At 59.2% G+C, this 12,888-nt stretch carries 8 protein-coding genes; 4 read left to right on the forward strand and 4 right to left on the reverse strand.

The annotated features are described in order from the left end of the window. Window positions 1–453: 453 nt before the first annotated feature. Together S7A_RS18015 and S7A_RS18020 are read left to right on the forward strand one after the other, a co-directional pair. Complete coding sequence (locus tag S7A_RS18015; protein WP_009092748.1) at window positions 454–1,902, forward strand: sugar porter family MFS transporter; 1,449 nt, start codon at window positions 454–456, stop codon at window positions 1,900–1,902. A gap of 475 nt (window positions 1,903–2,377) precedes the next feature. Then, entirely contained in the window at window positions 2,378–3,877 is a 1,500-nt protein-coding gene (locus S7A_RS18020) for a carboxylesterase (RefSeq protein ID WP_009092749.1), read from the forward strand. A 40-nt stretch (window positions 3,878–3,917) separates the two neighbouring features. Here S7A_RS18020 and S7A_RS18025 read toward each other — a convergent pair whose 3' ends face one another. The 3 genes from S7A_RS18025 to S7A_RS18035 all read right to left on the reverse strand — a co-directional run bounded on the left by S7A_RS18025 (window position 3,918) and on the right by S7A_RS18035 (window position 10,666). Further along, window positions 3,918–4,772 (reverse strand): aldo/keto reductase family oxidoreductase, encoded by an 855-nt coding sequence (locus S7A_RS18025; protein ID WP_009092750.1) that lies wholly within the window; start codon window positions 4,770–4,772, stop codon window positions 3,918–3,920. A 60-nt stretch (window positions 4,773–4,832) separates the two neighbouring features. Continuing rightward, window positions 4,833–9,362: an ATP-dependent helicase gene (locus S7A_RS18030; RefSeq protein WP_009092751.1), complete on the reverse strand. Its 4,530-nt coding sequence runs from the start codon at window positions 9,360–9,362 to the stop codon at window positions 4,833–4,835. Window positions 9,363–9,472: 110 nt separating this feature from the next. Continuing rightward, window positions 9,473–10,666 (reverse strand): MFS transporter, encoded by a 1,194-nt coding sequence (locus tag S7A_RS18035; RefSeq protein ID WP_009092752.1) that lies wholly within the window; start codon window positions 10,664–10,666, stop codon window positions 9,473–9,475. Between the two features lie 214 nt (window positions 10,667–10,880). Between S7A_RS18035 and S7A_RS18040 the strand changes: the two genes are divergently transcribed. Continuing rightward, window positions 10,881–11,273 carry a VOC family protein gene (locus tag S7A_RS18040; RefSeq protein ID WP_009092753.1) on the forward strand — a complete coding sequence of 131 codons (393 nt, stop codon included), beginning with the start codon at window positions 10,881–10,883 and terminating at the stop codon, window positions 11,271–11,273. A 68-nt stretch (window positions 11,274–11,341) separates the two neighbouring features. On the opposite strand, the gene S7A_RS18045 is transcribed toward S7A_RS18040, so the two are convergent. Then, window positions 11,342–11,959, reverse strand: a complete 618-nt coding sequence (locus S7A_RS18045) for a pyridoxamine 5'-phosphate oxidase family protein (RefSeq protein WP_009092754.1) — start codon at window positions 11,957–11,959, stop codon at window positions 11,342–11,344. Between the two features lie 273 nt (window positions 11,960–12,232). On the opposite strand from S7A_RS18045, the gene S7A_RS18050 reads away from it, so the two are divergent. Then, window positions 12,233–12,796 carry a GNAT family N-acetyltransferase gene (locus S7A_RS18050; RefSeq protein ID WP_009092755.1) on the forward strand — a complete coding sequence of 188 codons (564 nt, stop codon included), beginning with the start codon at window positions 12,233–12,235 and terminating at the stop codon, window positions 12,794–12,796. The last annotated feature ends 92 nt before the right edge of the window (window positions 12,797–12,888 follow it).

Raw genomic sequence — 12,888 nt, forward strand, 5'->3', positions numbered from 1 at the left:
ACGCCCTCCTTCCCACGGCTGGCCTTTTTCGCTTACCGCCACACTTCGCCCCTGAACACTGGCGTCGAGAAGGTAGCGCAATCATCCAATCTGTTCATAACCCGAGATATTCCACCTGCACTGTCCACTGCAATCAGTAAAAGGCCGTTCAGGTGTCATTCCGGGTTGTCAGGATAAGATCGGAAAATGCACATTTCTGCCAGCCAGCTGACGCGGTATCCGCCGGACAGCATCACCATGAGCGATGTCATCACACCGGCAGAGGATTAGTCAGTCAGCGCGACTATCACGCTGATTAACCTGTTTAAAAGTCACGCTTTATAAAAAGTGCTTTGCAAGAGCTAACTCCAGAATACCGTCTACACTTCTTTACACAATTGGTGCGAATGTTCCATTTCTGGTCCGTATGAAATTTAATCAGGCGGGCCGCTTAACTTTTATGACAGGGATATGATGAGTATTAATACTTCAGACTCGGGTGATACGGGCGACCACGCGCCAGCCGATACGGTTCGCCAGCGTATTTTTCTGGTGGTGCTGGTGGCGACGATGGGTGCGCTGGCTTTTGGTTACGACACCGGGATTATCTCAGGTGCATTACCTTATATGACGTCCCCGCCTGCTCAGGGCGGGCTGGGGCTCAACTCCTTCACTGAAGGACTGGTCGCCTCTTCGCTGGTGTTCGGGGCCGCGATCGGTTCTTTCCTCAGTGGTTTCTTCTCTGACCGTTTTGGTCGCCGTATTACGTTACGCTCACTGGCGGTCATCTTCGTGCTGGGTTCACTGGGTACGGCGCTGGCGCCTTCAGTCAACGTCATGGTGGCAATGCGCTTCCTGCTGGGTATCGCTGTCGGCGGTGGATCGTCGACTGTGCCGGTGTTTATTGCCGAGATTGCCGGGCCGCGCCTGCGTGCGCCACTGGTCAGCCGTAACGAGCTGATGATTGTTACCGGGCAGCTGGTCGCCTACGTTGCCAGTACGCTGCTGAGCTATCTGCTGCATGATGAGCACCTGTGGCGCTATATGCTGGCAATTGCGATGGTACCGGGGCTTCTGCTGTTTATCGGCACCTTCTTTGTGCCTGCATCACCACACTGGCTGGTGGCGGAAGGTCGACTGAAAGAGGCGAAAAAGATCCTGAAGTACCTGCGTGAGACGCCGCGTGAGGTGCGCCATGAGATGGCGCAGATGAAGAAGCAGGCGAGGGCAGCAGAGCGGGGTCCGGACGCGAAAACCCTGATCCGTGAGAAATGGGTCATCCGGCTGATGATCATCGGCGTCGGTCTGGGCTTCGTCGCGCAGTTTACCGGCGTCAACGGGTTTATGTACTACACGCCTATTATCCTGAAGTCGACCGGTCTGGGCACCAGTGCCTCGATCGCCGCTACCATCGGTAACGGCGTGGTATCGGTACTGGCCACCTTTGTCGGCATCTGGGCTATCAGTCGCTTCCCGCGTCGCACCATGCTGATCACCGGTCTTTGCCTGGTTGTCACCGCGCAGATTCTGCTGGGGAGCGTGCTGACCTTTATGAGCACCAGCCTGATGCAGAGTTATCTGGCGCTGGCCTGTATTCTGCTGTTCCTGTTCTGCATGCAGATGTGCATCTCGCCGGTCTACTGGCTGATGATGTCGGAGCTGTTCCCGATGCAGCTGCGCGGCGTCCTGACGGGCGGTGCAGTGTCACTTCAGTGGATTTTCAATGCGGTAGTCGCGTTTGGCTTCCCGCCGATCATGGAATATGCCGGCAGCACCACCTTCTTTATCTTTGCCGCGATTAACGTCGGATCGCTTATCTTCGTGATGGCGATGGTGCCGGAAACGCGCGGAAAGAGTCTGGAAGAGATCGAATCGCACATGAAAGAGAAGTTTGGCGAAAAGCAGAAAGCAGCTGAAGCCTGATAATCCCATCCCCGGATTCGGCACACGCGCCGAATCCGGTTTTCCTCTCCGCATTCCCCTCAATCTGCCTTTTTCTTCCTCCGGCTGATGCGTCATCAGAACAGACGTTCACTGTAATCAGCATAGAGGTGTGGTCTGTTTTTATACCGCTCTGGCGATTTCAGGCTGAAATCGCCAGAAAACAACGCATTACTCTCCCGGTAGCTATTACAGAACCGGCCAGTCAGATGAAGCATGACCGCAGACAAAGATTGCCTGAGGCGCTGCGCTATACTCCCTTGTCATCTGCTCTGCACACCAATCGTAAGGGGTTCACCGCGCGGAGGGCTCAGAAAACGCTGCTGTTCTGATGCGCTTTTATTCAGAGAGTCTCAGGCGCTGAACGGGCCGTTCACTCACACTCCCGGCCATACAGTAACGGCAATGTGCCGTTCGCAGGGTTCGCTGTACATTCTGATTTTTCTGGAAAGGAACTATGACCCGGAAGCTGAAAACTATTTCCCGCAGGCTATGGCATGTCATCCTGGTGGCTGGGGGGCTGATACTTCTGTTACTGATTTTTCGTATCTATGAAGCAGAACGCGGACCTGAGCTACAGCGCTGGCATACCTGGGTTCCGCATGAGCTGACCGTTGAAACACTCGATAAGGCGAGCTATGCCGACTATCTCAGGGCAGAGAACCGGCTGTTCGATGAGATGAAGCAGCAGGTCACTGACCAGCTCAGCGATGATGAGAAAACCCCGCTCAACCGCTACTCTGCCGACAGCATGATCTATCCGGGCCATTTTGCTCAGGACTGGAACCGCTCCTATATTCTGCACCCGACCGGCAAACCCCGTGGAAGCGTTGTCCTGTTGCATGGGCTGACCGACAGTCCCTATAGCCTGCGGCACGTTGCAGAAGTGTATCGTCAGCAGGGCTATGTGGCGGTCGCAATAAGGTTACCGGGTCACGGTACGGTGCCCGCAGGGCTGACCGATGTTGACTGGCAGGACTGGATGGCTGCGACACGTCTGGCGGTGAGAGAGGCGACGCGGCTGGCAGGCTCGCAGACGCCTCTGCATCTGGTGGGATTCTCAAACGGCGGGGCGCTGGCCGTAAAATATGCCCTCGACAGCCAGAATGATCCCACGCTGCGTCAGCCGCAGCAGCTGATTCTGTTATCGCCGATGATCGGCGTAACCCGTTTTGCCCGCTTCGCGGGCATGGCCGGTCTGCCCTCTGTGTTGCCGGCCTTTTCGAAAACGGCCTGGCTGAACATCGTGCCGGAGTTTAACCCGTTTAAATATAACTCCTTCCCGATACACGCAGCCCGCCAGACCTGGCTGCTGACGCAGGCGCTGCAGAAGGAGATTCAGCAGCATGCCCGTGACCAGCGATTGGCAGATTTCCCGCCGGTGCTGACCTTTCAGTCCGTGATGGACTCGACCGTGAGTACGCCTTCGGTCATCCGATCGCTCTATCACTACCTGCCGGAAAATGGCAGTCAGCTGGTGCTGTTTGATATCAATCAGGCGGTCAGCGTCAGTCCGTTATTCCGCCGCTCCTCCTACACCGCGGTCAGTCAGCTGTTGCCAGAGGCGCGTCGGGATTACGCCACGACTCTCATCACCAACGCATCACCCACCTCGCTCAAAATGGTGACCCGAAGCGTGCCTGCGGGAGAGACTAAGGAGAAGAGGGCGCCGCTGGCGATTGACTATCCTGCCGGCCTCTACTCTCTGTCACATGTCGCTATTCCGTTTCCGGCGGAGGATGGGCTTTATGGCAGTGCGCCTGAAAGGAAAAATGAATTCGGCATCAGTTTTGGCACGCTGTCGCTGCGCGGTGAGAGTGCCGTGCTGATCGTGGGGCTGGACTCGATTATGCGTGCGACCTCTAACCCGTTCTATCCCTACATGATCGCGCGCATCACGCATCACATTGACTGCAGTGACAGGCCCCCACTGGCAGCCTGCCTCAGTGACTTCTGAATGCAGCGTCACAGCCGCCCTGCATCGTGGGGGCCGGAATTTATAGCGTATTCAGTTTTGCCGTCGCCTCGTCTGACAGCACCAGGCTGCGGCTGGCGAGGTTCTCCTGCAGATGCGCGGGGGAGGAGGTGCCCGGTATCAGCAGAATATTGGGCGAACGTCGCAGCAGCCAGGCCAGGGCGACCTGCATAGGGGTGGCGTTCAGGGACGCAGCCACCTCATTAAGTTGCTCCGACTGCAGGGGAGAAAAACCGCCCAGCGGGAAGAAAGGCACCCAGGCGATGCCCTGCTGAGCAAGCTGATCCACCAGCTCATCATCCTGCCGATGCGCGAGGTTATACATGTTCTGTACGCAGACAATCGGCGTCATCGCCCTGGCCTCTGCGATCTGCGTAGCCGTGACATTACTCAGACCGATGTGGCGAATCAGCCCGCGTGCCTGCAACGCCAGCAGTGCCTCCAGTTGAGGGGCCAGAGAGCCCTCTTTGGGTTTAGCCGGATGCAGCATGCTGCGAAGATTCACCACCTCAAGAACGTCCAGGCCCAGGTGGCGGAGATTATCTTCTACGGCCTGAGTGAGCGCCTCCGGCTCCATCGCCGCCTGCCAGCCGCCTCTGGCATCACGACGTGCCCCCACTTTGGTGACAATACAGAGATCCTCCGGATAGGGATGGAGCGCCTTCCTGATTAATTTGTTGGTTTCGTGCGGACCGTAAAAATCGCTGGTGTCGATGTGGTTGACGCCAGCTTCAATGGCGTCACGTAAAACCTGTATCGCGCGCGCTTCATCTTTAACCGGGCCAAACACGCCAGGCCCGGCCAGTTGCATAGCGCCATAGCCAAGACGGTTAACTTCGCGATCGCCTAACTTGAAAGTCATGGTGATATCAGACATGAAAACCTCCTGCGTGGATGTCGATTAAGTGTAATGGTGATTTAGCGATCCGGCAGGTGTTCAGCTATACCAGCTGAGACCCTGCGGCACCCGCGAAAAACCGGCGTGGCGTAAAGCGTTAAGCAGGGGAGACTGGGTTACTGGTTTGCCATCTGCCCGCTCCAGCGTAAACATGGCGGAGTTTTCCCGTTGCAGCGCCGCACCCAGCGCCGCCACCGCCGCCTGTTGCCGTGCGGGATCGTCGGTAAAGGTCAGTAACTCTTTACCGCCGGGGGTCAGGTAGAGGAGCAGTGCGCCACCGGCAATCACCACGCGTCCGCCCGGACGACGGGTGGGGCGTGTAACGCTGCCATGAACCGGCCAGCTCAGCATCGCGCCAAACGGATTAGCCGGATCGGGTGCCGCCAGTACGACGGCGTCAGCCTCAGCGACCGGGTTCTCTGCCAGCTTACGCAGTCGTTCAATCGTCTGCTGATCGGCAAACTGTGCACCGCCCGCACCGTCGACAAAACGTCCGCGTAACAGCCGGCCGGCATCTTCCATACTGCGCAACACCGGCTGCAGAGCCGGAAACCCTCCCGGGACCTGTTCAGCGACCGCGCTGCCGCGGGTGATCACGCCATAGCGGTCAAGCAGGTTCTCCGCCAGCGACAGGGCCAGTCGGGCAGGCGCAACCGGCTGACGCGGGAGCCGCGACCAGCGTCCGGCCAGAGTGTTGACCGCCGGTCTGCGTGCCGTCAGCGCGCCAGGTGTAAAGCGCTGGCCAAAACGCGTGCGCAGGGTACGTGCCGGACGCGCACGGGATGCACCGGGTGTCGTGAGCAGGCCCCGCACCGCAATCCAGCTGTCTGCGGTGACATAACCCTGCCACACCAGTTGCCACAGCGCCTCACAGAGGCTGTCAGACGGCAACTCTGCCTCCCCCTGCTGCGCCATGATCTCATGAACAAACCAGGCGCCACCCCGGCTGAGTGCGTCAATAACCTGCTGCTGCAGCGGCGTGACAGGCTGGGTGGTGTCAATGACCGGCAGCGTCTCCGCGGCACATTCCGTCAGGTGCAGCGAGATCAGCCCATCGTTGTGGCCCAGCGCCTTATGACCACACCAGATCACCTCGCCACGGCTGAGCAGTTCATCAAGCATGGCGGGTTGATAGTCGGCCACTCTGGCGCGCAGGATCTGCGACTCCCAGAGCGAGGCGGGTAACGGCACGCCGGCGAGCTGCTCAATGACCCGCAACACGCCCTCGGCACCCTGCTGCTCCTGACGCCGTTCATTCAGCACGCCGTGGCGCTCCAGCAACAGAGTAACCCAGACAGCGGGCGGAACAGGGCGCGTGGCTTCACGTGCTGATTGCAGTGAACGCAGTCGCAGCCGCGAGAAGATGTCGGTGGAGACCCACGCCGGTTCCGACTCGCCAGCTGCCAATCCCATATTCAGCAGGCTGCCCTGCTGAAGCAGGGTCAGCAGTACCTCATTCACCACGGCGACACCCAGACCATAGCGGGCTGCCAGCGACCGGGCGGTGAACAGCGTATGGGTGCGTGCATACTGGCCGATCAGATCATGCAGCGGGGCGGCGGGTGGTAACAGAAACGTCGCTGGCAGGTCATCAGGTAACGCTACCGCCAGCGCATTGCGCAGCCGGGCAGCATCTTCAATGACGGCCCAGCGATCTTCACCCGCGATAATGACCGGAATAATACGCCGCGCAGCCGCAAACTGCGTTAACGCCCCGGTAACCTGCTGTGCATCCCCGCTGAACCGTGCCCGTACCTCCGTTACAGAGAGCGGACCGAGATCGCGCAGCAGATCGATAATGCCTTCGGCGTGCTGTGCCTGATAGCGGGGATCACGGCGCTGTAACGCCTGTTCAACCCCGGCGACGACAGCGGGTTCCAGCAGGTCACGCTTGCGGGTCTGGCCAAGCAGTTCACCCAGCAGGTTGCTGTCGAGTGACAGCAGAGAGGCACGACGTTCCGCCTGAGGGGCATCGCTGGCATAGATAAATTCAGCGACATAACCGAACAGCAGCGGAGCGGCGAAAGGGGAGGGCTGTCCGGTGGTGACTTCGCTGAACTGCACCTCGCCCTGCGCTATCTGCTCCATTAAATGGTGCAGGGCTGGCAGGTCATAAACATCCTGCAGACATTCGCGTGCGGTCTCGATCAGGATCGGAAAGTCATCATGCGCGCTGGCAACCGCCAGCAACTGACCGGCGCGCAGCCGCTGCTGCCAGAGCGGGGAACGCTTGCCCGGATTGCGCCTGGGCAGCAGCAGCGCGCGCGAGGCACACTCACGAAAGCGGGCGGCGAACAGCGCAGAGTGACCCACACTCTCGGTAACGATCTGCGTGAGCCTGTCACTCCCGAAGACAAAAAGTTCCGCGCCCGGAGGCTTTTGCTCGCTGGCGGGGAAGCGGGCGACGATGCCATCATCGCTGGCCGCCACAGAGGCATCCAGGCCCATCCGGTGCTCAATACGTGCGGCAATGGCCAGTGCCCAGGGAGCATTGACCCGCTTTCCCCACGGGGAATGGAGAATGACCCGCCAGTCACCCAGTTCATCACGGCAGCGTTCAATCAGCAGCGTACGGTCGTCCGGGATGACGCCGGTTGCGGTGCGTTGGTCCGCCAGCAGGGCCAGCAGATTGGTCACTGCATGGGGATTCAGGCCCAGCGACAGCAGCTGTTTCTCCGCCTCAGCCCGGGAGACGTTATTCAGCTGGCGCAGAAACAGCCCGAGGCTGGCTCCGGCATCGGCCGACCGGCCAACCCCTTCTCCCCGCCAGAAGGGCAAACGAGCCTGACGGCCCGGAGCAGGCACCACCACCACCTGGTCGTGTGTGATCTGCTGAATCCGCCAGGAGGAGGCGCCCAGGGTGATGATGTCATTGATGCGCGACTCATACACCATCTCTTCATCCAGCTCCCCGACGCGACGCGAGCCAGCCTGCTCTTCGCCTTCCGGCAGCATCACGCTGAACATGCCGCGATCGGGAATGGTGCCGCCACTGGTCACGGCCAGATGCTGAGCGCCGGGACGCGCGCTCAGCAGACCGCTCTCACGATCCCAGATCAGCTGTGGCCGTAGCTGCGCGAAACCCTCCGAGGGATATTTCCCGGCCAGCATATCCAGCGTGGCGTCAAACAGGCGGCGCGACAGCCCGCGAAACGGGTCGGCCCGACAGACGAGGCTGTACCATGCATCAACCTGAAGGGAGTCCATGGCAACGGCTGCCAGCGTCTGCTGCGCCAGAATATCCAGCGGATTAGAGGGAGGGCTAAGCGCATCGAGCTGGCCGGCACGCATCGACTGTAAGGTGACAGCGGCATCCAGCAGATCGTGTCGCGTCCGGGGAAACAGGATGCCGGTTGACATGCCGCCAACCTGATGTCCGGCTCGCCCCACGCGCTGCAGAGCGCTGGCGACCGACAGCGGAGCGCCTACCTGAATCACCAGATCCACCGGCCCCATATCGATACCAAGTTCAAGGCTGGAGGTGGCGACCACGCAGCGCAGGCTGCCCTGCTTGAGTGCCGATTCGATCCCGGCGCGCTGCTCTTTGGAAACGGAACCATGATGCGAGCGGGCGATAGGGTCAGCACGGCTGTCGCTGCTTGCGGTATCCGGATCTTCCGCCGCCTGCCTTTCAAAAAAACGCGCATTGAGACGGGCAGTGAGTTTTTCAGCCAGCCCTCGCGAATTAACAAACACCAGCGTGGCGCGATGGGCCATCACCTGCTGCAGAATGCGTGCTTCGATATGCGGCCAGATTGATCCGCTGGCTGACGGCGTTTCGCCGCTGAGGTCGCTGTCACTGGCGATGTCCGTCATATCCGGCACCGGCACCTCAATAGTCAGGTGCAGGGTGCGATCGGAGGAGGGGTTAACCACCTGGACGGGCTGGCTGCCTCCCAGGAATGCAGCAATGCGCTCAACCGGTCGCACCGTGGCGGAGAGCCCCACGCGCTGAGCGGGCCGCGGCAGCAGTGCATCCAGCCGCTCCAGACTCAGGGCAAGCTGAGAGCCGCGCTTCGAACCCGCTACAGCATGCACTTCATCAACAATAACCGTGGTGACACCCTGCAGCGTCGTGCGCGCTTTTGAGGTCAGCATCAGAAACAGCGATTCCGGGGTGGTGATCAGAATATCGGGTGGGCGGCGCAGCAGCCGGGCGCGCTCTGCAGTCGACGTATCGCCGGAACGCATTCCGACAGTCAGGGTGATCGCGGGCTCATCCAGCGCCTGCCGCTCAGCACAGACGCCGGCAAGCGGAAGCGTCAGATTGCGCTGCACATCCGCCGCCAGCGCTTTGACCGGCGAAATGTAGAGCACTCGGGTCGTGGTTTCACGTGAGGGGGCGGGCTGCTCTGCCCGGACCTGAAACAGCGCATCAATAGCGGTCAGAAAGGCGGCCAGCGTTTTTCCTGAGCCGGTAGGGGCAATCACCAGCGCATGCGCTCCGCTGGCGATGGCCTGCCATGCCGCCTGCTGTACCGGGGTCGGGGCTTTAAAGGCGGCAGAAAACCAGCGCCGGGTAGCAGGGGAAAAGCGGTCCAGGACCGGAACGGATTGGGATTTCGGCATCATTCTCACGGCATCGCACAGCAACTGCACCAGACATTAATGCGTTGAGTGTAAGTGAAAATCGCCGATTGTGGATGACGCGGCTGCTAACCGGCCGCGTCATCCAGGGATCAGGAACCGGCTGTGCCCGCCAGCGCACGGCCCCTTACTGCCAGCAGCGACACCATCGCCAGCACCAGGATGGTCATCCCGTAGCACCAGGCCGTCCGGGTCAGTCCGAGATGCGGCGCGACAATACCGGCGGCAATCGCGGGCAGGGCAAACGCGAGATAACTTTTGATCAGAAAGGCGGAGAAGAGGCCCGCGCGTTCATGACTTTCCGCTAACTGCATGATGATTTTCAGCACGTTAGCGAAAATAGAACCAAACCCCTGGCCCGCGAGGGCGGTGCCGATATAAAGCCAGGCCACACTATGCAGCGAAAGGCCGGTCAGCGTCACGCTCACGCCGGTCATCAGCATCAGCGTCCCGATGACCAGTGCGCGGGCGGGTGGGAGCGGACGAAAGAGAAAGACCGCTGCCGTTGCGCTCAGCATCAGCGTCGCAACAACCGATCCGCCGATGAAGGGCGAAGTAAGACCGGTGGCGTTTGCCACCATCGTGGGCATCAGAGAGAGGTAGAAACCGCCGAGCATCCAGGTGGCGATATTCACCGGTGCCACTTTTAACAACGGGCCGAGCGCACGGCGCGGTATGCTGACCTGAGGGCGCAGAGCGGCCAGCACGCCAGGCTGAGGCGAAATGGTTTCAGGGATAAGCGGCAGCAGTGTCATGGCAAACAGCATCAGTAACAACAGGAGTGCGTACAGCGTTACGGTAGGATAGGGGGCCAGACTCACCAGAATGCCGCCCGCGAGGGTGCCCAGCGTCATCCCCAGAAACGCGGTAAACGAGTTGAGCAGCGGCCCGCGTGTTTTACTGGCATCCAGCAGGCTGGCACCGAATGTCGGTAACGCAATTCCCGTGGCAAACCCCTGCACCAGGCGGGCTGCAATCAGGGTTGCCGCCGACCCGGCGGTCATAAAGATCACCAGGGCAATGGCGTTGAGCGCCAGCGCCAGCAACATCAGCGGACGTCGCCCGGTATAGTCGGACACTTTCCCTACCGTCAGCAGCGCCGCCAGCAGCGCGAAAGCATAGGCACCAAAAATCAGCGTCAGCATCGTCGGCGTCAGGTGAAAAAGTGTCCGGTAAAGGGGATAGAGCGGTGTGGGCGCACTGCTGGTGGCGGAGATCAGCGCGGCGCTGGTAAAGCTGAAGATCGTGGTGCGGGTTGCGGCCTGAGGCGTCAGAGCATGGGTCATGATAAGTCCCTTAATGCAAAATATTAGCTTTAAAAGAGGTATACGCCTGCTCAGGGCTTAATGCAATATTTTTGCTTTAACGAATCCTGCTGTCTGAATGACGTGTCTCTCCGGCGCGTTGATCATCTGACGCTGAGACGGCCAGAGGCGGGTGAAATGTCATTAAATCAGACTGAGTAAGAATCTAAGAAATGGGGTTTAAGGAGGCCTGAACATGAAAATAGCGGAGATCGATCATATCCATTTGTACGTTGAAGATATTGCACAGGCTGAGCAGTGGTATAACGCGGTGCTGGGCTTTTCACGCGATGTTTCGCTCGGTTTCTGGGCTGAACAGGGTGGGCCGCGGGTTATCAGGAACAACAGAGCATCACTCTCTCTCTTCCTCAGAACCACCCAGCCTCCCGGCCATACGGTCGCGTTCAGCGTGGCCGCCCCGGCATTCAGCACGCTGATTCCCGTCCTGAGAGAGAACAGCATCCCGTTCAGCATCAGTGACCATGAGGTGTCGATGTCGGTCTATTTCAACGACCCCAGCGAAAATAAGATTGAAGTCACCTCTTACGACTACAGCCAGGCAAAGAGCATTCTGGCGCGCTTCACCTGACGCTATCCCTTCCTGCTCTCAGCAATGAGCCTGCGGATCCCTGAAAAGCGATCGGCAGGCACGAAGGATCAATAGAGCGAGTTCTTCAGGCGCTCTGGCAGCGCTTTGTCATAAGCGTCACCATCAATTTCCGCAATCTGCCGGAGAATGGAGCCGGTGCTGGGCAGGCTCTGCCGCGGGATCTGCGTTGTCACATCCCAGAGTCCGGCGCGGAGAATCGCCCGGCTGCACTGAAAGAAAACAGTGTCGACGGCGATACGCAGCACCGTCTTTGGCAGCTGGTTGTTGACGGCAAAACGTTCCAGCAGCGCCGGATCGGTGCTGATTGCGGCTGTGCCGTTTACCCGCAGCGTCTCGCCAATACCGGGGACCAGAAACAGCAGCGCCACCCGATTGTCATACAGAATGTTGCGCAGACTGTCGATGCGGTTGTTGCCGCGCCGGTCTGGCAGCAGAAGTGTTCTGTCATCCTCAATGTCGATAAAGCCGGCCGGATCGCCGCGCGGTGACACATCCAGCCCGTCAGGTCCCGATGTGGCCAGGGCAACAAACGGCGAAGCGTCGATAAACGGACGATAGGCGGGGTGGATATGATCCGTCACCTTAGCGATCGACGGCCGGGCTACCGTGCCGTAAAGACGTTCTAGTTCAGTAAGTTCAGTGATGACGCTGCTCTGTTCCGTCATGTTGCTCCATCCTCCTCATCAGTCAGAATGTCCATGATGCCGTGGCGACACGCCAACGTCCGGGCGCGTCAGATGAAACAGAAATTTAACACTAATAACCGCAGCGTCAGAACAGCTATGTTGTCATTTGTGATACCGGCCCGTCTGTAAAGCGCTGAAGGCATTCCGCTGCTCTCTCCTGAGAGGAGGCTGACCTGCGCGGTGTTGGTTACCAAAGACATTGCTGATATAAAAGTAAGCCGCGGCGTATTCCGTCCCCACAAGGAGCAGAAAATGTATTGGGAATCAGAGCGGTTGCTCTACAGATTTACCCGCCAGGAAGATATTGACGACCTCTTCAGAATCTACAGCGACCCTGAAACACACAGATTTAATCCGCGCGGCCCGTGGCCCGACAGATCGTATGCTCTGCAGTCCATGGAGCGCATCCTGCAGGGGTACCGGGAACAGGGGTTTGGCGACTGGACGATATTTGAAAAAGCGAACCCGGAAAAAATTATCGGCTTTGGCGGCGTCTTCAGAAGCCAGTTCGATGGCCGTCAGACCAATAATCTCGGCTATCGTTTTGAGCCAGCCGCCTGGGGAAAAGGTTATGCCATCGAACTCTCCCGCCGGGCCATACGCTATGGCTTTGAAGAAGCTGAACTGAGCGTCATTACGGGTGTGGTGCGCGAAAATCATCTCGCTTCGCGGCGGGTGCTGGAGAAAGCCGGATTAACCTTCCTGAAAAAGGTCAACGATCTGGAGGGCTTCTCGCCGAGCCTGATGTTTACCCTGACCCGCAGCGACTGGCTCAGAGCAGGCAACGCGCCTTCCTCTCCCGGTAGCACGCTTTAACGCCTGTAAAATTTCAGATGCGGTACACTGCGATAATCCGTTAATGCAATTTCGTTGCTTTAATTTTACATCTGAAGCTGATGAGCCAGGAG

It is taken from the genome of Pantoea sp. Sc1 (assembly GCF_000255315.1).
In the GTDB taxonomy this organism is placed as follows: domain Bacteria; phylum Pseudomonadota; class Gammaproteobacteria; order Enterobacterales; family Enterobacteriaceae; genus Pantoea; species Pantoea anthophila.